The following is a 23,681-nucleotide window of genomic DNA, read 5'->3' as shown; positions in this document are numbered from 1 at the left end:
CTTCCAGAATTGAGATCTGGTAAAACCTCTCATATGAGTTTTACCCAAAACAGGCATGGTGATTCTTGAATGGTATGTACTTTTTTAGAAATTTAGATGTTCTTTCTTCAAATCGCGATTGAAGCTTTTAAACCTAGTCCCTTGATACAGGAGTTCGCCTCGGTCACCTTCTACAATCAGGCCAAAATCCTGATCTCTTACCTGCAACTCCAATCGAGAGCCATCGGCAAACTCAAACGTAACGTAATAACTAGTATTTGCTCTCGATTCACCGGATCCCCCCCACACCTCGGTTCGTTTGGTGACCGCTGTGCAGTTTGCTTTTATCAAGGGACTTGCGTTATTGGACATCCAGATTCTCACTGATTTAACAATTATAAAAACGAAAAAGCCAAGAAAAAGCAAAGCAAATAATTTAAAAAACAGTGGCATCTCATGAATGAAACTTCCGAAAAAGCTGCGCTCATCAAAACCGTTAAAATCCTGCCATTCGCTCAAATTTATCCCTCCTGACTGAAACAAGATAATAAAAGTTATCTATGCAGCGAAATACGTCATTTTTCCCGTTCGGTTTCATGTTTTCATCATTTATATATGAATTTTTTTCACAAAACAATTTGGATTCAAAGGAAAAGGTATGGTATGCTTTTTATACTACATACAGTTGGGAGGTGTTAATTTCGGTGCAATATATAGCGCATTTATCACTACATTGGTTTCTTCGTATCGTCCTAATTCTGGGAATGATGTTCTCTTTTCCACCTGCCTGGTCTGGAGGATTATTCACTACGGAGCAAGAATCAACGTCATCCGAAATTGAACGCTACGAGCGAAAGTTTACACCTCCCGTAAGGATTGCACCTCAAATAACCCCTCAGGTAGGAGCCATCAAAATAACTGAACAGTGGGGAGCGAAGTCACTTGCGGTAATTGCAATACTCCCTGTACTTTCTTTACTGTTCCGTCCAGTGATTTATAAATTCCTGCTTCGACTGCGGCTGTACCTGTTAAAATTCACGTCTCATTTTCTAATTTTACTCCACTAACGAAGTTCACCTCTGCCCTAAATGAATGTCGACTGAAGGGAATTTAGAACTTCAATTGATAAAAATCTTAGGTTCATGAATTATAGAGATGCGGATTTCCCGGTGGCTATACATTCTCGCATTGCTCATCATCCACTGGAAGAAAGCAAGTATCTTGGCTGAACCATGTTCTGGATATCCGTTCCGGAGCGCTTTTACATTAGTAATATTCGCAGCAGTATTCTTGATTGCCGGATTCTCCGAGAGCACTCATCTAGCAGACAGAAGTTATTGGCGCACTACTAGTGGACTTGTCCTCGCTGAAACCGAACATGTGAGACGAATTGAAAAGCTCGTGATCCTATTTCGTTATTTCTTAGGTGCCATCTTCTTCTTCAGCTTGAGACTGAGGTACATCCACCCACCTTAGGCGGTGAGGCGCTCTGGTACTCCCTTGCAGCAGTTATCGTTATACTGATTGGCGCAACTTCGTTGCAGGCTTACTGGCCGGACGCTGCGCTGGTCACAGCCTTCATGCTTCATCTATCATTGGATGCCTATAGCCTCACGGGATAAACTTTAAATTGTTTTAGCCAATTTGGGTAAAGAAAGCGGAGTGCTGGCTAGTCTTCACTATTTGCAGCCATTTGCAGCCATTCGCAGACATTCGCAGACATTCGCAGACATTCGCAGACATTCGCAGACATTCGCAGACATTCGCAGACATTCGCGGCCCTTTACAGCTATTTGCAGCTATTTGCGGCCATTTTCAGCCTTTCGCAGAGATTTGCAACCATTTGCAGCCATTCGCAGACATTTACGTGCTGATCCTTGTTGTCCTTGGACATTGTCTGACGAAGGAATCTAAATAGATTTGTAAAATAACGGATAAAGTATTCAACTTTGAGAAACGACATGATGCACGAATATCCAAAGAATCTGCCATAGCCACTGAAAATAAGTAAGGTCGTTTCCCCTGTTGAAGGAGGAAAAACTATGCAGAACAAAATAAATCAACGTCAACAGCTACAAAGAAGCTCTACCTTCCGAGTTCTCACAGTCATTGCCGGCGCATTGCTTGCTGCTGTAGGATTGGAATTATTTTTAATGCCACATGGCCTTGTTGTCGGCGGGATTACAGGTTTATCCGCATTATTCGCTCATACTACTGAAATGCAGCTTGGATTGTTTCTATTTCTATTCAACCTGCCCTTTATATTTATGTCGCGAAAACAAGTAAATCTCCGCTTTGCTCTTTACACTGTTTTGGGATTAACCTGCCTAACCATCGCGTCTCTTGCGCTGCATCGTTTTCCTGCTGTGATTAGCGATCCTTTACCTGCGGCAATGGCAGGAGGCATCTGTCTTGGAGTAGGTATTGGAATATCTGTGAGATTCGGCGGTGTAAATAAACAAGCCAGTGACCAGGGGTATTCTCTGCTGAGCGGCGGACCTCCAAAGTCAACGGAAGTCGTTATTATGATCCTGAACTGTGCAATTCTGCTTTTTGCAGGTACATTGTTCGGTTGGGAGCAAGCAATGTATTCTATCATTGCCTACCTGCTGGCTTTCGAAGGTGTTCGTATCTCACTACGGGGATTATCCCACTCCCGCACTGCTTGGATTACCAGCAGCCGATGTTTGGACATTCAGCAAGCAATCGCAAGCTCCCTAAACCGAGAAGCTGCGATTGCTGAAGGTTCAGGGCAAGATGGAGAGGTTAGCACGTTGTTTTGTCTGACGAACAGAATGGAAGAAGAGCATCTTCGGGCACTCGTTCTACAGTGTGATTCAGAGAGCCAAATTGTGTTTAGATCAGCCACTAAAGATCATAGACAAACACGCTTACACGAATAAAAAGAAGGGAGCGCCCTTAAGCCATCAAAATGGCTGGAGCGCTCCCTTCTTTTTGAATTTAGCCTTTGATCGCAACCAATTTTTCGGAGCGAGACCTAATTTCTTGAGCGAAGACTCCTTTTTTTTTGTTTGAGACCCAAAACTTCTTGATCGAAGCCTCAAACTCCTTGTGTGAGGCCTCAACTTCGCTTAATCTAACATGCTTGCGCGATTGAGGCAGCTATCGGACACAGGAGACCTTATACGCGAAATAATCCTGAATTTTGGATGCTATCGGACCCCATAGCCCCTATTGGCACCAAAAACGCCAACTATGAGTCTAATTCATATGAATAACTGCACTGGGGTCCGAAACCTTGCTCCAATGGCGATATATTTGCGAATAACGTCATTGGAGTCCGAAAGCCACAGCGGATGATCATGATTCGGCGGGAACGGACGATAGATGAACATGATTCGGTGGTACCCGACAGCAGATGAACTTGATTCGGTAGCATCAGACGATGGATAAACATAATTCAGCGGTACCCCACGGCAGATGAATGGAATTCGGTGGCATCGGACACAGGAGACCTTATACGCGAAATTACCCTGAATTTTGGATGCTATCGGACCCCATAGCTCCTATTGGCACAAAAAACGCCAACTATGAGCTTATTTCTTATGAATAACTGCACTGGGGTCCGAAACCTTGCTCCAAAGGCGATATATTTGCAAATAACGTCATTGGAGTCCGAATGCCACAGCGGATGATCATGATTCGGTGGCATCGGACGACGAATGACCACGATTCGGTGGCATCGGTTTGTCCAGAATAGAAACGTATTGCAGCTTGCCGTAACTACGGCCAAAAACGCAAAGCAGCGATCCTCCAGTAATAGGAGGATCGCTGCTTGCAGACTGTCACATACGATGAAAAAAACATCTATGGACAACCCCTACTTTTCATTTAATACGCTACTTAACGGAACATTCCCCACAAGCGGATCAAATGAAAGGTGTTGTTCGGATCGATTTTCTGCGCGATGATAAACTTCACAATTTGTTCTTCGTGTGTCGAGGTCAATTTCTCGTTCAATACACCTGACGCTTTTCGTACCAATCTGCGAACAACCGCAGGATCCTGCAGCTCCTGTTTCGAGATGCCCTCAATCATACTTTTGATACGATCCTTCACAGTCGAGTTTTTCATCTTCAGCTTGATGCGATCCACCAACTGAGGGCTAATTCCGAATTGTTGATAACCCAAGTGTAGCACCTCCCGTCATATCCAATCTTTCACAGTATATGAGCCTTCGGTGCTACATGTGCCTAGTTAGTCAATTAATTCTCCTTGGAAGATTTGTTCACTCTGTAAATAATGCCGAAGAGATGCATATTCAGGTGATGTCCAAAAGGCTTCATCCTTAAGCAGCTCAGCAACATCATCCCGCGCCTGCTCGAGAATTTCAAAGTCAGCCGTCATATCTGCCAGCCGAAACTCCGGTAATCCACTCTGCTTTGTCCCAAAAAAGTCCCCCGGACCACGCAGCTCCAAATCCCTTCGGGAAATCTCAAATCCGTCATCCGTATCGGTCATGGCAGTCATTCGCTCACGTCCGATTTCAGATTTTGGATCAGCTACCAACACACAAAAAGAGGCATGCTGCCCTCTTCCTACCCGTCCACGCAGCTGGTGCAGCTGTGACAGGCCAAAACGATCCGCATCCATAATGATCATCAATGTAGCATTAGGAACGTCTACACCCACCTCCACCACCGTAGTGGACACAAGCAGCTGCAGCTCATTGTTATAAAACGCCCGCATCACTTCATCTTTTTCAGCGGGAGTCATTTTACCATGTAAAAGCCCAACTTTATAGCTAGGGAAAGCTTGGCTCATCTGAATATGCAAATCAATAGCATTCTGCACATCCAGCTTCTCTGACTCTTCAATAAGCGGACAGATCAGATAAGCTTGACGACCGAGATCAATTTCACGCTTAATCAGATTCAGCACACGATCCATGAGATCATGCTTTACCCAGTAGCTAGTTATTGGCACCCGGCCTTTCGGCCTTTCAGATAAAGTGGATACATCCATATCGCCAAAAACAGAGATGGCTAGCGTACGAGGAATAGGCGTCGCCGTCATCGTCAGTACATCCGGATTATATCCTTTACGCCGCAATACACCACGCTGATTCACACCAAAACGATGCTGCTCGTCAGTTACTACAAGTCCCAGATCACGGAAAAATACATCCTCCTGAATCAAAGCATGTGTTCCTACCACGATATCAAGCATCCCCATTTGCAACGAGGCCAATAATTCTTTACGTTTTCGGCCAGTCACACTGCCCGTAAGGAGTCCTACAGTAATCCCGAACGGCTCAAACATTCTGGTAAGTGAACGCATATGCTGCTCTGCTAAAATCTCTGTAGGCACCATAAGCGCACCTTGAAAACCAGATCTTACCGTAGCAAAAAGCGCCACTGCCGCAAGCACTGTTTTACCCGAGCCAACATCTCCTTGCAGCAGACGATTCATGCAATATGGTGAACGCAGATCATGTAAAATCTCCAGCTCTACACGTTTCTGCGCATCTGTAAGCTCAAAGGGCAGACTGCGTACGAACTGGCGTACCGTCGCGTTATCCACTGTGTGGACTACCCCATCCATCCGCCCGCGGTTCAGAACTCTGAAGGCTTGCATCTTCAACTGGAACAGGAATAGTTCCTCATATACCATCCTACGGCGCCCCTGCTGCCCTTCACGAGTGTCCTCAGGCCTATGAATAGTGGCAATGGCCCGTTTACGCGGCATGAAGTCATATTCCCTCATAATAGAATGCGGTAAAATCTCTGGAATCAGATCCCCATACTGCTGAAGTCCCTGATTAATAACCTTCCTGATCCAGGATTGCGTGATCTTACCACCTACTGAATAGACTGGCTGCAGTGTTCCCGTCTTTCCTTCACCACGATCCGGAAATTCATAATCAGTCACTGTAATCTGATTGCGCTTCTGATCCCATTTTCCGGTCAGCACAATTTCCCGTCCCACAGTGAGTTGCTCTCTTACGTAATGGCGGTTAAACCAGGTTGCTGTGAACATCCATGGCTCTGCAACCATCTTACAGCTGAGACGTGACTTGCCGCCAAAGCGCTGCAGCACAGGGATACCGATTACTTTTGCCTCTACGGTCACTTTATCCCCGTGTTTAGTCTCGCTAAGCGTTCGGGGCCGATAATCCTCGTAGCGGAACGGGTAATACTCTAACAAATCCTTTACTGTAAAGACGCCAAAGGCGTGAAGCTCGCTTTGCTTTTGAGCACTCACGCCAGTTATGTTTTTTACTTCAATTTGATTTAATGCCAGTGTCATATTTATCCCTCATTTTGCAGGCCAAATGAACACAGCTAATGTACCGTTACCGACATGGCTGCCCACGACAGGGCCGACGTTCGTCAGCACTTTTTCTTCCAAGGTGAAGTGTCCTGCAAGCTCATTCAGGAACTCTTCGCCGGAAGCCGGTTCAGCCGTATGACCCACGGCCACATTGATTTTGTTTACACCCTGCAGATCCCGCTTGAACAGTTCAATCATACGGGCGACAGCCTTCTTACGGCCTCTAACTTTCTCCACCGCATAAATAATACCTTCTGCATCAATGGACAGGATCGGCTTAATATTCAGAAGTGTCCCCAGAATAGCGGAGGCTTTCCCAATTCTCCCGCCTTTTTGTAAATATTCAAGTGTATCTACTAAGAAGTAAAGCTTACGCGATTGACGTAGGCTTTCTACAGCCTCAAGTATCTCTTCAGGTCCTTTGCCCTCAGCAGACATTCTGGCAGCTTCCACTACCATAAATCCAAAACCATAAGAAGCGGAGAGAGAATCCACAACAGTGATTCCTTCTCCCTCTTCCTCCAGCATCGATTTAGCCAGCAATGCAGATTGATAAGTCCCGCTCAGTCCAGAAGAAATATGAAAGGAAAGGATAGAACAGCCCGGGTTACGCTCCAGAATACTGCGGTACACATTCATATATTCAACCGGTGAGGGTTGAGAAGTAGTCGGCAGCTGTGAGGTACGGGGAAGACGCTCATAGAACTGCTCCGGAGTCATATCCAGATTGTCCCTAAAAGCCTCTTCGCCGAACATTAAGGTCAACGGTACTACCTCAATTCCGTACGTTTCCGCCATTGCTGGCGGGATATCTGAAGTGCTGTCGGTGACGATAATGGTACGATTCATGGATTTTCTCCCCCAAGCTATAATTTTGCCAACTACGCAATAACAAATTTCTACTCTATTGTTATAGAACCATTAATTCCTATCTATGGCTCTACAGAGAACAGATAATAATACAGGGGTTGGCCACCCTCATGAATCTCAACTTCCACATTCGGATAAGTCTCTTCCAGCCACTCACTCAAAGAATCAGTAGCCTCGGATTCTGTTTCTGCACCAATAAGGATCGTGACGATTTCGTCGCCATTCTCCAGCATGTTGGATAACAGCGCCTGACTTGCAGCCAAAAGATCATCCGCCGCAGCAACAATTTTAGAATTAGAAATCCCAATAAATTGGCCCGATTTAATCTCCAGCCCATCAAAGCTTGTATCACGCACAGCGTTCGTTACTTGTCCGGACTTCACATGAGAGATTGCTTCCAGCATATTCTCAGAATTAGTCTCCACAGCATCTTCCTCTTGGAACGCAAAAGCTGCTGCTATTCCCTGTGGAATACTTTTACTTGGAATCACCGTAATCTCACGTTCGCCTTCTAGAAGATCTTTAGCTTGTTGAGCGGCAAGAACAATGTTCGAGTTATTCGGCAAAATATAAACATGCTTCGCAGATATAGAAGAAATCGCGTTCACGAAATCCTCCGTGCTAGGATTCATTGTTTGACCACCAGCAAGGACTACATCCACTCCAAGGCTTTTGAAAATATCAGCAATACCTGCGCCAGAAGATACCGCGATGAAGCCGTAAGGTGCCAAATCATCAGCTGGTGGTTCAGCAGGAGACATTTGCACTGCGCTCTTCTCATTCGGCATATCAGCGAACACATCAGGCATTGGTGCAATATCCATGCCCGCAGTCAACAGGTCACGATGCTGCTCTCGCATATTAAGAATATGAATCTGCGTGATCTCCCCATAAAGAAGAGCCAAGTTCATCACTTCACCCGGAGCCTTAGAGTGCACATGCACTTTAATCGTCTCATCATCCGAAATTACAATAATGGAATCGCCATTAACTGACAACGCTTTCCTAAAAGCTTCCTCATCAAAATTAGTTCTCACGTTAACGCCTAACTGGCGATTAATGAAAAACTCCATATCATATAGAAATTCTATATCTTCAGTAGATAGCTGTGACTGTGCAGAAGACTGTACAGAAAACAGTTCATTTTCAGGTTTCGTTAACACGGGTTTAGGCGCTGGTGCAACTGGTGTGTGGGTTTGTCCTTGCACAGATTCAGACAGACCGGTACTTCCGTTCGTCAGATGCTGGTGAAACCCTTCATAAATGTAGACCAAACCTTGACCGCCAGAATCTACAACACCGACTTGCTTCAATACAGGTAATTGCTCAGGTGTATAAGCTAAGGCTTCTTTTGCTTTGGCTAATACCTCTGTCATCAGCTCCACAACGTCAGTAGTACGGCGGGCATAATAAACAGCATGTCTTGCAGCCTCTTTAGCTACAGTAAGAATAGTTCCCTCTACAGGCTTTACAACTGCTTTATACGCAGCGTCCACTCCGGTTTGCAGCGCAGCAGCGAACTGCTGTGTATTAAGCTCATCATGTTGAGCCGCATACCTGCTAAACCCTCTGAATAACTGGGACAAAATAACGCCGGAATTCCCGCGAGCTCCCATTAATAAGCCCTTGGAGAGTACACCTGCACATTGGCCCACAGAAGTGGTGTTATTTTTCTTTAATTCATTCGCACCTGCGGTCATCGTCAAATTCATGTTTGTACCGGTATCTCCGTCTGGGACCGGAAAAACATTTAGGGAATTGACGTGTTCTGCATGCTGTTGCAGCTTATCCGCTCCAGCCAATACCATAGCGGTAAAATCTGTTCCGTTTATAGAACGCTTACTCAATTGAGAATTCCCCTTCCTAACTTCATGCCTAATCATTCTATGATTAACAGGACATAATGCACTAATTTACATTGTACTATAAGTATTAAAAGAAATAAATGTTTTTGAATCGGTTGACGTAGCAAAATTTGCTGTGATATTATAGATAAGTATTGTTTATGCAGGTGTTAGGAATAAGGAGGTGTAATCTATGTCCCGCAAATGTGCAGTAACAGGCAAGAAACCGAGCAGCGGCAACCACGTGTCTCACGCTAATAACCGCAACCGTCGTTCTTGGGGAGTTAACGTTCAGAAGGTCCGTATCCTCGTGAACGGTAAACCAAAACGCGTGTACGTCAGCACCCGTGCTTTGAAAGCCGGTAAAGTTGAACGCGTTTAGTCTTTAGCAATTTTTAAGACCGAACGATAACTTATATGAAGCAAAAAGCACCCTTTACATTTGTAAGGTGCTTTTTTTCATGTTTTCTTTTCTGTTAGAGGCTTAACTCTTCTGAAATGTGTTCAATATTGCTTTAACAAAACCTCCCAAAAACCTTGGCAGCTTAAACGTGTAAAATTTCATGATTTACCCTCCCATCAATTCATGCCGTACGCAGGAGACTTTCCTCTTGTCAATAACGGAAACGAACTGCAGTCCTCCCTGCCAAAACAAAAAAAGGCTACATGAGATTTCTGCTCATGTAACCATATTTATGCACCGAGGACTTGGCCTATACCTCTAGTCTCAATCGCCTATTTTTTAACGCAGTGCTGATTCGGCTGCTTCTCGAATTCCTCGGATCGCCGCAGCACGATCACTCCGGCCAAAAACTGCATTCCCCGCTACCAAAACATCGGCTCCAGCTGCCACAACCAATGGTGCTGTATCTTCCGATACTCCACCATCTACTTCGATCAATAAATCTGGATTCACTTCATTCGCCCATTCTCGAATTTGAGTGATTTTGCGCAAAGTGTTAGGAATGAATGCTTGACCACCAAAGCCTGGATTAACGGTCATCACCAGAATCATATCCACATCCTCCAGCACCTCACGCACCGCTAATGCCGGAGTACCCGGATTAATTGCTACACTTGCCTTCAGCCCCAGTTCCTTGATCTGATGAACCACACGATGCAAATGAACGCATGCCTCAGCGTGAACGGTGATCACACTTGCACCAGCTGCAGCAAAATCAGGAATATAACGTTCTGGTGACTCAATCATCAAGTGAACATCAAGTGGCAGCTTGGTATGTAACGATACAGCTTTTACAATAGGTGGACCCAACGTGATATTCGGCACAAAATGACCGTCCATTACATCCACATGTATCCAATCTCCACCACTGGCTTCCGCCTCTGCAACTTCTGGACCTAAACGCGCGAAATCCGCCGACAATAAAGATGGTGCTATTCGTATCATGATGTTAGTACCTCCGCTTTTTATCTTTCATTTCATTAAAAAACAGTTTGTAATGATCATAGCGACTATCCGCAATTTTCCCTGCTTTCCAAGCCTCTATTACACGGCAGCCTGGTTCATGCTGATGACTGCAGCCCCGGAACTTACAATCGGATGCGTATTGAGCAAATTCACGAAAACAAGTGGACAGCTCTTCTACACCAAGCTCCAAGAAATCAAGCTGACTAAAACCTGGGGTATCTGCAACAAAACCTCCACCACCAATATCCATCAGCTCCACATGACGGGTCGTATGACGACCACGTCCCAATCGTAAACTGATCTCTCCAGTCTCCAGTTTAAGCCCTGGAACAATACGATTCAATAAGGTGGACTTACCAACCCCGGATTGACCCGCAAATACGCTGATGCCTCCAGTAAGCCTTTGTCTTAGCTCATCGCTTCCGGCACCAGTAAGTGAACTTGTGACCATCACTTCATATCCGATATCCTCATAAAGTTCTTTAACATAACGGGTAGCTTCACCATCATCATCCGCCAAATCCTGTTTAGTCAGAACAATTAGGGGTTCCAGACCCGAATGCTCAATATGAACTAGAAACTTGTCCAACAGATTCAGGTTCATATCGGGCTCCCGAACGGAGAATAAAAGCACTGCGAGCTTAACATTCGCTACAGGTGGACGAATCAGTTCAGATTCTCTAGGTAGAAGTTCATCCACCATTCCTTCTCCATGCTCAGTAAGGATATAAATAACCCGATCTCCAACTAGCGGAGCGATCCCTTTTTTCTTGAGAATTCCTCGGCCTCTGCATTGAACAGAATGCTCTTCAGTCGCAATTAATCCTTCGCGGAGCGGTTTCACATAATAATAACCGCTTAACGCCTTAACTATTATTCCTTCAGGCATACATAGTGAGCCTTCCTCTCCTGATTTTGCGAAAATGACCCAAGTCTGATATCCCCGGGTCATTTCGCTACGCCAACCGTTCAGGTTAAACCCTGTTTAGTTGTTGTTTTTATCTTTAGATTTATCCTTGCCTTTATTGTTGTGCTTATTATTGCCATTATTAGTCGATTCACTATTTATAGAACTATTGTTTACGAACCCTGTCTGATTCACCGCCCCGTTATTCCCTCCGTCATTCTCTGAACCTGAACCCGGCAAGATCTCCGGTTCAATCGTAGGTTCAATTGTAGGCGTAGGTTCAGCAGAAGGTGTTGGAGTTGGCTGTGGTGTTGCTATAACTGGTGGCTCAGGCTCCTGAACGGTTCCGTTCTTCGCATCGATATAAGGAATGACATAAGTGTCCAAAAGTACACCGTCACGGGTAACAATAACTGAACCATCTTTATTAGGAGCCAATACTAGATTCACAGATAACACTTGGCTTTTTCCAATGGTACGTGTTCCCCAATCCTGTTTCTCTCCATTATTGCGCGCATCCACGAATTCGATACGAATCTTGCTCTTTTTCCCATCCTGAGCAGGAGCGACTGGCACATTAAAGGTATAATTCAGGGCTTCAGGTGGATAACCTGTACTTAAGTAAATCGTAATCGCTGTTCCAGGTGGAACAGAAGTACCTGTCCCTTTATCAAATGCCCAAGTCTTTGTTACTTTACCTTCTTCAATGCTGAAGCTGGATTCTTTCTTCACTTCTCCAAGAACAAGCTTGGCACCTTCAAGCAGCGCCTTTGCCTCACTCTCCGTCTTACCGATGAGATCTGGCAACAGTACACTTTCTTCTCCTTTACTTACGTAAAGGGTGATTTGAACCGTCTCAGGATCGAATTCAGCATTTAATGCAGGGTCAGATTTTACAATGAGACCTTCATCTGTATTTTCGTCATAGAGAGGTTTATTATCAATCCTGTCCTGGGCTACACCCAGCGCCATCAATGCTTTAACCGCATCATCAAAGCTCTTGTTAACTACGTCTGGCATCTTGGGTAATGGCTTAGCCGTATTCACAGTGAGTATAAGGGACGCTCCTTTTTTCACTTTGGCATCCTTTTCCCTACTCTGCTTAATGACCACATTCTCTTCAAAATTCGGACTGTAGTCATACAGAATAGGATCAGCAACCTCAAGCCCCAAATCCTCAAGCTCAGTTTGTGCTTGTTCTATCTGTTTACCTACTACATAAGGAACGGAAACCTCAGGAACAACTAGCTGTGATTTAACGTACCATACGAGACTGGCCATAGCCAACAGCAACAGTAAGGTAAGCCCAATCCATAATGTGGGTTTTGCCCATTGTTTTTTACCTTTACTTGAAGGCACCGGTTCATCATCTTCATCACGAACCATCCGTTCCTCACGATGATTACGATTACCATTGCTTCTTTGAATCGGTTTTATCGCCGGGATAACCCGCGTACGATCCTCGTCTTCTTCATCGTTGAACAGAATCTTCGCCTCACTGCGGCGCTCCGGCAATAAGCATGTTTCCAAATCCTGTAACATTTCTTTGGCAGAGTCGTACCGCTCCTCCGGGTTTTTACGCATTGATCTCAGAATTACATTCTCAACGCTTTGCGGAATGAGTGGATTCAGAAGTTTTGGCTCTTCAAACTCTTCTTGCAGATGTTTTAAAGCTACACTAATCGGACTCTCTCCCAAAAAGGGCAGGCTTCCAGTAAGCATTTGATAAAGTACAATACCTAAAGAATACAAGTCAGACTTTTCTCCTGTAGAGACACCTTTGGCATGCTCTGGCGAGAAATAATGTACTGAACCAACCACAGAACCGGTCTGTGTAATGGTTGTTGACGTAACTGCGCGGGCAATCCCAAAATCGGTTACTTTCACCCGTCCATTGCGTCCGATCAGGATATTATGTGGTTTTATATCACGATGAATAATTTGATTCTGATGCGCATGATCTAGGGCATCACAGATTTGTGAAGCGATCCGTACGGATTCATCAACCTGCAATGGCGCTCGTTCTTTTATAATTTCATTAAGATTCTGACCCTCAATATACTCCATGACAATGTAATGAATTTCGTCTTCTTGTCCTACATCGTATATGCTGACGACATTCGGATGAGACAAAGATGCGGCAGACTGCGCCTCACGCCTAAAACGGCGAATAAATTCCTCGTCATGTACAAACTGATTGCGCAATACTTTGATGGCGACATTTCGGTTTAAAAGAATGTCATGTGCTCTATAGACGAGCGCCATTCCACCTCCCCCGATCCGTTCGATGACTTGGTAACGGCCGCCCAATTCGTGACCGATCATCAATCCCACTCCTTTGTTTCGGGCACAGCGGCCTCTCCATGATGTTCTAACAAAGCGACGCTAATATTATCGCCACCGCCGGCGAGCAGTGCCAGCTGAAGTAAACGGTCCGCTCTTTCCTCTAACGATATCTCATGTATACCTGCTACTTTGCCTAAATGCTCATTTGTGACAAAGTTGCTTAAACCATCGCTGCATAGAAGCAAAATTTCCCCTGGTAACAGAGCTATAGGCGCCATATCAACCTCAACCTCAGCATCTGTTCCAAGCGCCCTCGTCAGCACATTACGACGCGGATGATTATCCAATTCCTCCACACTGATCTGACCGTTCTTGAACAGCTCATTGACTAGCGTATGATCCTCGGTTAGTTGAACTGCCGCACTGTCTTTTATTAAATAGGCTCTGCTGTCTCCGATATGGCCAATATATCCGTTTGATCCATTCAAAAGAACAGCAACGACAGTAGTACCCATATTATGATACTTATCGTCACCGGAAGCCTCCCTGAACACAGTGCTGTTAGCTTCCAAAATAGCAGCTGACAACGCATCACGCAGAGCTTCGTCTTGAAGTTCAGGCTCTAACCCGTCCAGGTTATTCCTCATTGTCTCCAAAGCGAGCCTGCTTGCGGTTTCACCAGCCTGATGTCCACCCATCCCATCGGCAATAATACCGAGTGTATAACCGTGGCGCGTCGCGCCGATCCAGACCGAATCCTCATTGACAGAGCGTACTCGGCCAATATCGCTGGCATGAACTGTTCTGATCAAATATCCTCACCCCAACTCCATATGTTTGGCACGCAGCTGTCCGCATGCGGCCGCGATATCATGGCCTTGCTCACGGCGAATAGTAACATTCACCCCGTTATCAGCCAAAATACGTTGAAACTCAAAGATATCATTGCGTGAAGTACGTACATATTTTCGCTCAGGCACATGGTTTACCGGAATCAAATTGACGTGGCACAGCATGCTCTTAAGCACCCCGGCCAATTCCTCAGCATGCTCCGGTTGGTCATTTACCCCGCCGATCAAGGCATATTCAAAGCTGACACGTCGTCCCGTCTTAGCTTGATAATAACGCAATGATTCAATTACATCATCAAACGGAAAACGGCGGTTAACAGGCATTAGCTTTGAACGCAAGGCGTCGTTAGGCGCATGAATCGAAATCGCCAAATTAATCTGGGTATCTTCTTCTGCAAATTTATAAATGCTCGGTACAATACCGCTGGTGGAAACAGTAATATGCCGTTGTCCGATATTTAGGCCCTTCTCATGAATCATAAGACGCAGGAATCTCATTGTTGCATCATAGTTCTCAAACGGCTCACCAGTACCCATGATAACAATGCTGCTGACACGTTCGCCGCGCGCATCAAGGATTTGTTGGGAACGGACAACCTGAGCTACAATTTCTCCCGCTGTCAAATCCCGTTTTAATCCACCGAGTGTGGAAGCACAGAAAGTACAGCCGATTCGGCATCCTACTTGGGTTGTTACACAAACGCTATTGCCATAATTATGTTTCATGATAACTGTTTCGATAGCATGATCGTCATGCAATCCAAACAGGAATTTTACAGTTCCATCTTTAGATTCCATTTTAGTAATTTCTGTTAGCGCTGCAATAGAGAATTGTTCATTCAGCTTCTGGCGAAGCCCTTTGGACAAATTGCTCATTGCTTCGAAGTCATTCACACGTTTTACATACAGCCAATCAAAAATTTGTCCACCACGAAAAGCAGGCTCACCATTGTCTTTCGCCCACTGTTGTAACTCTTCTAAGGAAAAATCATATATTAAAGGTTTCATTATTATCTACACCTGTTCTTTCATAAGGATATGCGTATTATTTCTCATTCTTCCTATTTTAACACAAATTTCAGAGACGGTAAAAGAATACGCCCGCCGTACGGTAGCCCGGCGGGCGGAGGATACTACAATTGTCAGAAAATTTGCTATGTTACAAGACTCTCTGCAGCTTGGAAATATAGAACCCGTCGCTCCCATAATGATGAGGCAGCAGCTGAATTCCCTCACCCTCAGCCAGCGCAGTACCCTCCAGCCTGTCCCATAATGTGGAGGCAAAAGTTACAGCGGTGAAGTCAGGATTCTGCTTCAAAAAGTCAGCTACTACTTCACTATTTTCCGCTTGTTCAGTAGTACAGGTACTATATACCAGAATGCCACCCGGTTTCAACAGTTTAGAGACCGACTGCAGCAATTCCCGTTGCAATGACGCTACGCTAGCCACATCTTCCGGCTGCTTACGCCATTTGAGGTCTGGCTTACGGCGAATTACGCCGAGTCCAGAGCAAGGTGCGTCGAGAAGAATTCTATCAAAGGATTGATGCTCTAAAGTGTGCTCCAGCTCCAGCGCATCTGCACTGCCTGTAGATACGCAATCAAGACCTAAACGTTCTGCTTGATCTGAGATCAATTTCGCTTTATGCAAATGCAGATCATTAGCGTAAATTGATCCTTCATCTTTCATGAGCTCGCCCATATGTGCTGTTTTGCCCCCAGGAGCAGCGCAGCAGTCAAGTACCCTCATCCCAGGCTCCGGAGCTACCGCTTCAGCTACAAGCATAGAACTCTCATCCTGAACGGAGAGATATCCATCACGATACCAGGAGGTGAGCGCCAGGTTTCCGCCGCCTTTCACAACAATGCCATAGGGACTAACCTCAGATGCTGAAGCTTGCAGACCTTGTTCAATCATCTGGTTCAGCAGAGCTTCACGACTGATCATCGTTGTATTCGCACGTACACTGACCGCAGGCGGCTCATTATTAGATGCACAAATCGCTTCCGCCGTGTCGACACCGTACTCGGTAATCCAACGTTCCACTAACCACAACGGATGTGAGTATAATATCGATATCCGCTGCGCTTGACTCAGCCCCTCAGGCAGAACCGGTAGATCACCAGCGCGCAACACACTGCGCAGCACACCGTTAACCATCCCTGAGATTCCCTGGTGGCCTTTTTTCTTCGCTATATTAACAGCCTCATTAACAGCTGCATGGGACGGTATACGATCCAGATACATAATTTGATATAAACTTAACCGCAGTAAATTACGGACCCATGGCTGTAGTTTAGCTATCCCTTTACTAACAAATCCTTCAAGCACATAATCCAAGGTGTTCATCCGCGAAATAGAGCCATAAACCAGTTCTGTGACCAGTCCGGCATCTTCTTTGCTAAGTGTCGCCTTCTGTAGACTGCTGTTGAGCAGCAAATTGCTATATGCACCTTGCTGCTCAACTTTAACCATTATATCAAGCGCGATTTCCCGGGCAGAAGCAGGGGCAACCTTACCCTTATTGCCAGCTCTGCCGTTGTTGCCAACTGCTTTGGAATTGTTCCCCTGTCTCTTACCACCGTTAGGATTTACAGCTGATCGGCCAACACCATTTCCACCGCCGCTCAACCTAACACCGTCCCTGGCTTCATAACAGCACCACGGCTAAAATCGGCCGCACTCATTGCTTTTTTGCCAGCAGGTTGAACCGTTGTCAGCAGCAGACTTCCGTCACCTGTTTTCACTTCGACACCTTGCTCGGTTACAGAAAGCACCGTTCCTGGAGCACTATCGCTTGCTTTCTGCTCTTCAGGCAGTTTAGAAGCCCAAGCTTTAAAGGTCTCACCATTCCAGAGCGTAAATGCGCCGGAAAAAGGAACTAATCCACGAATTCGATTATAGTTATCACGCGAGCTCGCGTTCCAATCCAAACGTTCATCCTCGCGATTAAGGTTAGGAGCATAAGTTGCCTCACTATCGTCTTGCTGAACAGCTTGAACTTTTCCACTCACTAAACGTGGCATTTCAGACTTTAACAGATCTCGTCCCGCTAGGCTTAGCTTCTCAAAAAGAGTTCCAGAGGTATCTTCAGCCTCAATAGCCACTTCGACACGAGAGATCATGTCACCGGTATCCAGCCCTTCCGCCATATACATCAAAGTAACGCCGGTCACTTTCTCACCATTGATGATACTACGCTGAATCGGAGCACCTCCCCGATATTTAGGAAGCAACGAACCGTGTACATTCACACAACCATTCCGCGGTAAGTCCAACACAGCTTTAGGCAAAATTTGACCATAAGCAGCCGTGACGATCAAATCCGGCTCATATGCAGCCAGCTCAGCGACTGCCTCAGGACGACGCATGCGTTCAGGCTGAAGCACAGGTAATCCGAGAGCTAATGCGGCTTCCTTAACTGGTGAAGGAGCCAAGATCTTTTTTCTCCCCTGCGGACGATCCGGTTGGGTGATGACAGCTACAACTTCATAGCCTTCATCTACCAGCATTTGCAAGCTTGGCACCGCAAAGGCTGGAGTTCCCATGAAAACAATCTTCATATTCCTCACTCCTCAGTCTCGTTAGCAGTCATCTCGTACACTTTTTCAGCGATATCTGTAAACAGAACTCCATTCAAATGGTCAATCTCATGCTGAAAAGCCCGGGCAAGTAAACCACTGCCGGTTATCGTAATCTCTTTTCCCTCACGGTTAAGGCCACGTACAGTTACAGTCTCCGCACGGCGTACATCACCATTCAAGCCAGGAATACTAAGACATCCTTCTGGCCCTAGCTGTTCACCTTCCATGCTGATGATTTCAGGGTTAATCATTTTGATCAATCCATGCTCTTCATCCGCATCCACCACAATTAGACGTTTCAAAATTCCGACTTGGGGTGCCGCCAGCCCTACTCCTTCAGCGTCATACATCGTATGTGCCATATCATCCAGCAATTTTTTAACATTAGGAGTAACTACAGCTACTTCTTTAGCTTTTTTGTGCAATACTTCATCCGGTTCCTTAACGATCAAACGTATAGCCATTACAAAACACCTTCCCGTTCTGAACATTTCTATATTTAAAGTCAATTGATAAAGCTCTTTTTTTACATTGTAACATGATACGGATTTACATCAACATCTGCGGATCCACATCAATGCTGATCTGAAGACCAGTATCCCGTACAGAATCCTCTAACTCTTCAGCCACTTGGCGGACAAGTCCAATTACATCGATGGCGCCGCGCCATTTTATCATACACTGGAATCTATATCTACCCTTTAATCGAGGGATAGGTGAAGCCACAGGACCCAACAGATCTAACACATCACTGGTTAGCTTATCGAGACTTCCATACCATCTTAGCTGTCTGGCTTTTCCTTGAAGATTCAGAGCATAATTCTCTGCCATCCGCAGTAGAAGCGGCAGCTGTTCATGAGACAATGTGACCAGGATGAGTCTGCAATACGGCGGATAATGGAGGCCTCTACGATGCTTCAGCTCTTCACGTACAAAAGAGAGATAGTCATGTCCGCTGGCATGAATAATGGAATAATGCTCTGGCGTATAGGACTGAACGACCACTTCGCCTGGAAGCTGATGCCGGCCTGCTCTGCCTGCAACTTGTGTAAGCAATTGGAATGTCTTCTCTGCTGCGCGAAAATCGGGCAGGTTCAACGCTGAATCTGCTGTGATTACACCAACAAGAGTGACATCTGGAAAATCCAGTCCCTTTGCTACCATCTGAGTCCCCAGGAGAACATCCGCTTTTTTGTCCCGGAATTGGTTCAGCAGCTTCTCATGTGAGCCTTTTTCTGTTGTTGTGTCCACATCCATACGAATCACTCGTATGCCTGGGAACAGCTTGCCAAGCTCTTCTTCCACCCGCTGTGTACCCGTTCCGAAAAACCGGATATGCTCACTCCCACACTCCGGACAAAGCTTAGGTGCTGGTTCAGCATGGCCACAATAATGACAACGCAAATTGTCACTACGGCTATGATATGTTAGTGAGATATCACATTCCGGACAACCGGCTACGTAACCACAGCTACGACACATGACAAAGGTTGAGAAACCTCTACGATTAAGCAGCAGCACCGTCTGTTCTCCGCGTTCCAGCCTCTCTTCCAGTGCTGAATGAAGCTTTCGGCTGAACATCGAACGGTTGCCTTCTTTAAGCTCTTCCCGCATGTCTACTACATTCACCTTTGGAAGTTCATTTCCAAGCGCACGGGTAGGCATCTCCAGCAGTACCGGTGAAAAATGAATATCACTCTGCGATCTTGCAGCATGATAGCTTTCCAGCGAAGGCGTGGCAGATCCAAGAATCACAGCTGCCCCACACTGCTCTGCTCTACGAATAGCAGCATCACGGGCATGATATTTCGGATTCTCCTCCTGTTTATAAGAGGTCTCATGTTCTTCATCCATAATAATCAGCCCTAAGTTGGAGAAAGGAGCAAACACGGCCGATCTTGCGCCTACAGCGACTGTGGCCTTTCCTTCACGGATTTTACGCCACTCATCGTATCGCTCACCAACAGACAGCCGGCTATGCATAACCGCGACCCCGCTGCCGAACCGTCCCTTAAACCGCTCCACCATTTGTGGCGTTAAAGCAATCTCTGGAACAAGAACAACAGCCTGTCTACCCTGATCTAAACAACGTTTAATACACTGCAAATAGATCTCTGTCTTACCACTACCCGTAACGCCATGAAGCAGAAATACTTCGTGAAGCTGCTCTTCTACGGTTCGAGAAATCCTTGTATATACGACCTCTTGTTCCGCTGTGAGCGGTAGAGGTGCGGTAGGTTTAAAATCTCGCCCTTGATAAGGATCGCGATAGACTTCAATTTCACTGATCTCGATAAATCCTTTTTCCTCCAAGGCCTTTACAGTACTTGCCGTTACTTGGAGTGCAGACAAAACTTCTTTAAGGGCCATGGGGAGTGTAGCTTCCATATCAACTAAAAAGCTCAGAACTTCCTTCTGGCGTGCTGATTTTTTCGGAAATTTGTTCAAAGCCTCACGGGCAGCAGTGACACCTATCGCCAGATCGACTGCCTTGAGCTTTTTCTTGCCCATTTTATCCTTAATGGATTGACTCTCTATAAGTACTCCACGCCGCAGCATGAACTTCACCGTCTCAGCAGCCTCAGGAAATGCACGAGTAAGCTGCTTCATGGAAACTTCGCCACTACGTCCAATAAATTCTGTGATTAGCCGTTCCTCATCCCCTGTGTCCGCAAACATTGGGAACAATTCATCCTCTGGAAATGCTGTCTCTTCCTGCACATCTCCAAGTGAAATCAGCCGTTCTGCCTTCCCTTTTAGAGCGGTGGGCAACATCGCCTGCAGTGCTGAAATTCGTCTACAGGCATATCTTTTACTCATCCAGTCCGCAAGCTCAACTAATTCAGGCGATAAAGGCGGGAGCAGATCCAACACTTCTTGGATTGGCTTCAGGCTAGGATTCACTAGGGTCTCGCCTGATTCTAAAGAAACTACAAAACCTTGGACTGTCCGGTGCCCAAACGGAACGGCTACCCGACTGCCCACTTCAATCCATAATTTCAGGGATTCTGGAATACTATAATCAAATGGCCGGTCAGTGCTGCGTACAGGCACATCCACAATGACCTTGGCGATATCCATTATAATGAAGCTCCAGTAATTCGCTCTGCCACGAGCGTCAGCAAACGACGAGCAACCTCATCCTTCGACAATTGTGGCAATTCAAGCACCAATCCATTCACATCATATATCGAAACGATATTCGTATCCGCTCCAAATCCGGCTCCTGCAGCCGCTACATTGTTAGCAACGATGAGATCGCAGTTTTTGCGGACCAGCTTGTCCTTAGCATAAAATTCCGTATTGCCCGTTTCCGCAGCAAAGCCAACCAAAAACTGCTTGTTTTTGTTCTTACCGAGTGTTTCCAGAATATCCGTTGTCTTCACAAGCTCAAGTGTCATCGTCTCTCCGCTTTTTTTAATCTTAGAAGGCTCACTATGCTTCGGACGGTAATCCGAAACAGCCGCCGCCTTGATCATAATGTCGCAGCTGTCCCACTGTGCGGTAACTGCTTCATACATTTCCTGTGCAGATTGAACACGAATGACTGAAATCTCTGGATCCTGTGGAGGAGCCTCATCTGTACGCGCAGCAATCAACGTTACCTCAGCTCCCATTGCGCGCGCAGCACGTGCTAATGCGAAGCCCATTTTACCTGATGAATCATTGGAGATATAACGTACTGGATCAATGCGTTCTACCGTTCCACCCGCTGTGATGACGATTTTTTTACCCACAAGAGGTTTGGATGCGACGCTTGCTTGATGTGCAAAAAAATTCTCAACCACACTCACAATAGCCTCTGGCTCTTCTAGCCGACCTTTGCCAACGTATCCACATGCCAGCAGTCCTTCACCAGGCTCAATAAATTGAATGCCCCGACTAGCGAGAATATTCAAATTATTAAGTACAGCTGGATGCTGATACATATGAACATTCATAGCTGGTGCAACCATAATAGGAGCCGTAGTAGCTAGCAGCGTTGTAGATAACATATCATCGGCGATCCCGTGCGCCATTTTGGCAATCATATTTGCGGTCGCGGGTGCTACCAGCACAAGATCCGCAGCATCTGCCAGATCAATATGTGAAATGGAGGATGGATCTCTCTCCTGGAATGTATCGCTGTATACTCGTTGCTTCGATAGTGACTGTAGAGTTAATTCTGTAATGAACTGCTTCGCCGAAGCTGTCATAATGACATGGACCTCGGCACCTTTTTGGACAAGCTTACTGGTCAAGGACGCCGCTTTATAAGCAGCAATTCCTCCTGTGATTCCAAGTAAAATAGTCTTCCCCTTCAAGCTCTTCAACATGATCTCCCCCCTGTTCCCTACTCTTACAACGAATGGCTATCTTTACGACGAGAAAAAAATAACAACCTTCCGGTTGTCATAAAGAGCCCGGTTCTGGGCTTTCATCATAAATTTAAGACCCGTAAATGCTCCATAACCCAAGAAGAAACGGCAGCGCCTCAAAACAAATAGGCGGCATCCGTTTCTACAATAGGTCATTATTACTTATGCTTGAGACTACTCTTCACCGCGGGTTAGAGTAATGCGATCTTCGTAAATTTCCTCAAGAGCAACACCAACAAATTTATGCGATCTAGGATTCTTCACATCTGTCTTGCCACCCTCACGCAATTGTCTAGCACGACGTGCAGCAGCGACAACGAGCGAATACTTACTGTCAACCTTAGTCATCATTTCATCAATGGATGGATATAGCACTGGGACACCTCTTCATAGTTTACTGTTAATACATTTGACCTTCAGCTTAAATTATCTGACTTTACAATGTTCGGCGATAATAATGCTTTCTATTCTCTTACAAGCCAGATCAATCTCATCATTCACTACAGCATAATCATAATGCTGCATTAAGTTGATCTCATCCTCCGCTACAGTCATGCGGTGATCGATCACATCTGGATGCTCAGTACCCCGTCCGCGAATGCGGTCCTTCAACTCGTCCATGGATGGAGGAAGAAGGAACACAAAAATCCCTTCAGGAAATTTCTCTTTAACTTTGAGAGCGCCTTGAACCTCAATTTCGAGAATAATGTCTTTGCCGCTATTGAGAGTTCTCTCCACAAAATCACGTGGAGTACCGTAATAATTACCTACGTACTCCGCGTATTCAAGCAATTGATCGGCTTCGATCATTGCCATAAATTCATCTTTGCTTTTGAAAAAATAGTTGACGCCATCTTCCTCACCCGCACGCGGACTGCGAGTAGTAGCAGAAACTGAGTAGACAAGTTCGGGCATCTTCGGACGTAGTGCTGTACAAACAGTACCTTTACCTACGCCGGAAGGTCCGGATAATATGATGAGCAATCCTTTTGACATAATACACTCCATTTAGTTGTTATTCGTCGTTGTCGTCATCTTTACTGGATAAGCGATGCGCCACAGTCTCCGGCTGTACAGCCGATAGGATGACATGATCACTATCTGTAATGATTACGGCACGAGTCCGTCGGCCATAGGTGGCGTCGATCAACATATGCCGATCACGTGCCTCCTGGATAATACGTTTGATTGGTGCAGATTCCGGACTGACGATAGAAATAATGCGGTTGGCAGACACAATATTTCCAAAGCCAATGTTAATAAGTTTGATTGCCATGT

General features: G+C 45.8%; 23 protein-coding genes. 4 read left to right on the top strand and 19 right to left on the bottom strand.

All coding sequences use genetic code 11. The features are described from left to right. Positions 1 to 84: 84 nt before the first annotated feature. Complete coding sequence (locus MHI51_RS12715; protein ID WP_235219531.1) at positions 85 to 498, bottom strand: DUF2500 domain-containing protein; 414 nt, start codon at positions 496 to 498, stop codon at positions 85 to 87. 185 nt (positions 499 to 683) lie between these two features. On the opposite strand from MHI51_RS12715, the gene MHI51_RS12710 reads away from it, so the two are divergent. From MHI51_RS12710 to MHI51_RS12700, 3 genes are all read left to right on the top strand, one after another. Continuing rightward, positions 684 to 1,046 carry a hypothetical protein gene (locus tag MHI51_RS12710; protein WP_342410728.1) on the top strand — a complete coding sequence of 121 codons (363 nt, stop codon included), beginning with the start codon at positions 684 to 686 and terminating at the stop codon, positions 1,044 to 1,046. Positions 1,047 to 1,623: 577 nt separating this feature from the next. Beyond that, positions 1,624 to 1,893, top strand: coding sequence for a hypothetical protein (locus MHI51_RS12705; RefSeq protein ID WP_405173920.1), 270 nt, complete (start codon positions 1,624 to 1,626; stop codon positions 1,891 to 1,893). A 128-nt stretch (positions 1,894 to 2,021) separates the two neighbouring features. Further along, positions 2,022 to 2,882, top strand: a complete 861-nt coding sequence (locus tag MHI51_RS12700; protein ID WP_076125880.1) for a YitT family protein — start codon at positions 2,022 to 2,024, stop codon at positions 2,880 to 2,882. A 961-nt stretch (positions 2,883 to 3,843) separates the two neighbouring features. On the opposite strand, the gene MHI51_RS12695 is transcribed toward MHI51_RS12700, so the two are convergent. The 4 genes from MHI51_RS12695 to MHI51_RS12680 form a co-directional block, all read right to left on the bottom strand. Next, positions 3,844 to 4,131, bottom strand: a complete 288-nt coding sequence (locus MHI51_RS12695; RefSeq protein ID WP_405173919.1) for a stage VI sporulation protein F — start codon at positions 4,129 to 4,131, stop codon at positions 3,844 to 3,846. 66 nt (positions 4,132 to 4,197) lie between these two features. Beyond that, positions 4,198 to 6,249, bottom strand: a complete 2,052-nt coding sequence (recG, locus tag MHI51_RS12690; protein ID WP_076183407.1) for an ATP-dependent DNA helicase RecG — start codon at positions 6,247 to 6,249, stop codon at positions 4,198 to 4,200. A gap of 9 nt (positions 6,250 to 6,258) precedes the next feature. Beyond that, positions 6,259 to 7,122 carry a DegV family protein gene (locus MHI51_RS12685; RefSeq protein ID WP_036686209.1) on the bottom strand — a complete coding sequence of 288 codons (864 nt, stop codon included), beginning with the start codon at positions 7,120 to 7,122 and terminating at the stop codon, positions 6,259 to 6,261. A gap of 83 nt (positions 7,123 to 7,205) precedes the next feature. Continuing rightward, the gene (locus MHI51_RS12680; RefSeq protein WP_076217713.1) at positions 7,206 to 8,990 is read right to left on the bottom strand and encodes a DAK2 domain-containing protein; all 1,785 of its coding nucleotides are present in this window, start codon (positions 8,988 to 8,990) and stop codon (positions 7,206 to 7,208) included. A gap of 190 nt (positions 8,991 to 9,180) precedes the next feature. On the opposite strand from MHI51_RS12680, the gene rpmB reads away from it, so the two are divergent. Then, positions 9,181 to 9,369, top strand: a complete 189-nt coding sequence (rpmB, locus tag MHI51_RS12675; protein WP_036686205.1) for a 50S ribosomal protein L28 — start codon at positions 9,181 to 9,183, stop codon at positions 9,367 to 9,369. A gap of 102 nt (positions 9,370 to 9,471) precedes the next feature. Here rpmB and spoVM read toward each other — a convergent pair whose 3' ends face one another. The 14 genes from spoVM to remA all read right to left on the bottom strand — a co-directional run bounded on the left by spoVM (position 9,472) and on the right by remA (position 23,679). Continuing rightward, on the bottom strand, positions 9,472 to 9,552 hold the full coding sequence (spoVM, locus tag MHI51_RS12670; protein WP_020431362.1) for a stage V sporulation protein SpoVM: 81 nt from the start codon (positions 9,550 to 9,552) through the stop codon (positions 9,472 to 9,474). Positions 9,553 to 9,729: 177 nt separating this feature from the next. Continuing rightward, positions 9,730 to 10,395: a ribulose-phosphate 3-epimerase gene (rpe, locus tag MHI51_RS12665; RefSeq protein ID WP_076275853.1), complete on the bottom strand. Its 666-nt coding sequence runs from the start codon at positions 10,393 to 10,395 to the stop codon at positions 9,730 to 9,732. Between the two features lie 4 nt (positions 10,396 to 10,399). Further along, positions 10,400 to 11,305 carry a ribosome small subunit-dependent GTPase A gene (rsgA, locus tag MHI51_RS12660; protein ID WP_036686201.1) on the bottom strand — a complete coding sequence of 302 codons (906 nt, stop codon included), beginning with the start codon at positions 11,303 to 11,305 and terminating at the stop codon, positions 10,400 to 10,402. A gap of 96 nt (positions 11,306 to 11,401) precedes the next feature. Then, the gene (pknB, locus tag MHI51_RS12655) at positions 11,402 to 13,648 is read right to left on the bottom strand and encodes a Stk1 family PASTA domain-containing Ser/Thr kinase (RefSeq protein WP_076129150.1); all 2,247 of its coding nucleotides are present in this window, start codon (positions 13,646 to 13,648) and stop codon (positions 11,402 to 11,404) included. Continuing rightward, positions 13,648 to 14,421: a Stp1/IreP family PP2C-type Ser/Thr phosphatase gene (locus MHI51_RS12650; protein ID WP_076129149.1), complete on the bottom strand. Its 774-nt coding sequence runs from the start codon at positions 14,419 to 14,421 to the stop codon at positions 13,648 to 13,650. The genes pknB and MHI51_RS12650 overlap by 1 nt, the downstream gene beginning before the upstream one ends. Positions 14,422 to 14,427: 6 nt before the next feature. Beyond that, positions 14,428 to 15,468, bottom strand: coding sequence for a 23S rRNA (adenine(2503)-C(2))-methyltransferase RlmN (gene rlmN / locus MHI51_RS12645; protein ID WP_036686196.1), 1,041 nt, complete (start codon positions 15,466 to 15,468; stop codon positions 14,428 to 14,430). A 151-nt stretch (positions 15,469 to 15,619) separates the two neighbouring features. Beyond that, on the bottom strand, positions 15,620 to 16,936 hold the full coding sequence (gene rsmB, locus MHI51_RS12640) for a 16S rRNA (cytosine(967)-C(5))-methyltransferase RsmB (protein WP_405174059.1): 1,317 nt from the start codon (positions 16,934 to 16,936) through the stop codon (positions 15,620 to 15,622). A 152-nt stretch (positions 16,937 to 17,088) separates the two neighbouring features. After that, positions 17,089 to 18,024: a methionyl-tRNA formyltransferase gene (fmt, locus tag MHI51_RS12635; RefSeq protein ID WP_076129147.1), complete on the bottom strand. Its 936-nt coding sequence runs from the start codon at positions 18,022 to 18,024 to the stop codon at positions 17,089 to 17,091. 5 nt (positions 18,025 to 18,029) lie between these two features. Beyond that, positions 18,030 to 18,509 (bottom strand): peptide deformylase, encoded by a 480-nt coding sequence (gene def, locus MHI51_RS12630; RefSeq protein WP_036686193.1) that lies wholly within the window; start codon positions 18,507 to 18,509, stop codon positions 18,030 to 18,032. A gap of 85 nt (positions 18,510 to 18,594) precedes the next feature. Then, positions 18,595 to 21,126 (bottom strand): primosomal protein N', encoded by a 2,532-nt coding sequence (priA, locus tag MHI51_RS12625; protein ID WP_076275857.1) that lies wholly within the window; start codon positions 21,124 to 21,126, stop codon positions 18,595 to 18,597. After that, positions 21,126 to 22,361, bottom strand: coding sequence for a bifunctional phosphopantothenoylcysteine decarboxylase/phosphopantothenate--cysteine ligase CoaBC (coaBC, locus tag MHI51_RS12620; RefSeq protein ID WP_076183392.1), 1,236 nt, complete (start codon positions 22,359 to 22,361; stop codon positions 21,126 to 21,128). The genes priA and coaBC overlap by 1 nt, the downstream gene beginning before the upstream one ends. A gap of 216 nt (positions 22,362 to 22,577) precedes the next feature. Next, positions 22,578 to 22,778, bottom strand: a complete 201-nt coding sequence (gene rpoZ / locus MHI51_RS12615; RefSeq protein ID WP_036686188.1) for a DNA-directed RNA polymerase subunit omega — start codon at positions 22,776 to 22,778, stop codon at positions 22,578 to 22,580. Between the two features lie 51 nt (positions 22,779 to 22,829). Next, positions 22,830 to 23,399, bottom strand: coding sequence for a guanylate kinase (gene gmk, locus MHI51_RS12610; protein ID WP_076129144.1), 570 nt, complete (start codon positions 23,397 to 23,399; stop codon positions 22,830 to 22,832). Between the two features lie 19 nt (positions 23,400 to 23,418). Continuing rightward, positions 23,419 to 23,679 (bottom strand): extracellular matrix/biofilm regulator RemA, encoded by a 261-nt coding sequence (gene remA, locus MHI51_RS12605; protein WP_006209218.1) that lies wholly within the window; start codon positions 23,677 to 23,679, stop codon positions 23,419 to 23,421. Positions 23,680 to 23,681 lie beyond the last annotated feature (2 nt).

Origin of the sequence: Paenibacillus sp. FSL H8-0260 (assembly GCF_045040625.1) — a bacterium.
GTDB classification, from domain to species: Bacteria; Bacillota; Bacilli; order Paenibacillales; family Paenibacillaceae; genus Paenibacillus_AQ; species Paenibacillus_AQ odorifer.
The sequence above is the reverse complement of the archived record's forward strand: the minus strand, read 5'-3'. Positions and strand labels throughout refer to the sequence as shown.

What these genes read in the sequence shown, in the direction of transcription:
- MHI51_RS12700 (WP_076125880.1), top strand. Translation starts at nt 2,022, where the DNA reads ATGCAGAACAAAATAAATCAACGTCAACAGCTACAAAGAAGCTCTACC.
- rpe (WP_076275853.1), bottom strand. Translation starts at nt 10,395, where the DNA reads ATGATACGAATAGCACCATCTTTATTGTCGGCGGATTTCGCGCGTTTA.
- MHI51_RS12685 (WP_036686209.1), bottom strand. Translation starts at nt 7,122, where the DNA reads ATGAATCGTACCATTATCGTCACCGACAGCACTTCAGATATCCCGCCA.
- rsmB (WP_405174059.1), bottom strand. Translation starts at nt 16,936, where the DNA reads ATGGTTAAAGTTGAGCAGCAAGGTGCATATAGCAATTTGCTGCTCAAC.
- rsgA (WP_036686201.1), bottom strand. Translation starts at nt 11,305, where the DNA reads ATGCCTGAAGGAATAATAGTTAAGGCGTTAAGCGGTTATTATTATGTG.
- def (WP_036686193.1), bottom strand. Translation starts at nt 18,509, where the DNA reads ATGGCTATACGTTTGATCGTTAAGGAACCGGATGAAGTATTGCACAAA.
- gmk (WP_076129144.1), bottom strand. Translation starts at nt 23,399, where the DNA reads ATGTCAAAAGGATTGCTCATCATATTATCCGGACCTTCCGGCGTAGGT.
- remA (WP_006209218.1), bottom strand. Translation starts at nt 23,679, where the DNA reads ATGGCAATCAAACTTATTAACATTGGCTTTGGAAATATTGTGTCTGCC.
- spoVM (WP_020431362.1), bottom strand. Translation starts at nt 9,552, where the DNA reads ATGAAATTTTACACGTTTAAGCTGCCAAGGTTTTTGGGAGGTTTTGTT.
- priA (WP_076275857.1), bottom strand. Translation starts at nt 21,126, where the DNA reads ATGGATATCGCCAAGGTCATTGTGGATGTGCCTGTACGCAGCACTGAC.
- coaBC (WP_076183392.1), bottom strand. Translation starts at nt 22,361, where the DNA reads ATGTTGAAGAGCTTGAAGGGGAAGACTATTTTACTTGGAATCACAGGA.
- rpmB (WP_036686205.1), top strand. Translation starts at nt 9,181, where the DNA reads ATGTCCCGCAAATGTGCAGTAACAGGCAAGAAACCGAGCAGCGGCAAC.
- fmt (WP_076129147.1), bottom strand. Translation starts at nt 18,024, where the DNA reads ATGAAGATTGTTTTCATGGGAACTCCAGCCTTTGCGGTGCCAAGCTTG.
- recG (WP_076183407.1), bottom strand. Translation starts at nt 6,249, where the DNA reads ATGACACTGGCATTAAATCAAATTGAAGTAAAAAACATAACTGGCGTG.
- pknB (WP_076129150.1), bottom strand. Translation starts at nt 13,648, where the DNA reads ATGATCGGTCACGAATTGGGCGGCCGTTACCAAGTCATCGAACGGATC.
- rlmN (WP_036686196.1), bottom strand. Translation starts at nt 15,468, where the DNA reads ATGAAACCTTTAATATATGATTTTTCCTTAGAAGAGTTACAACAGTGG.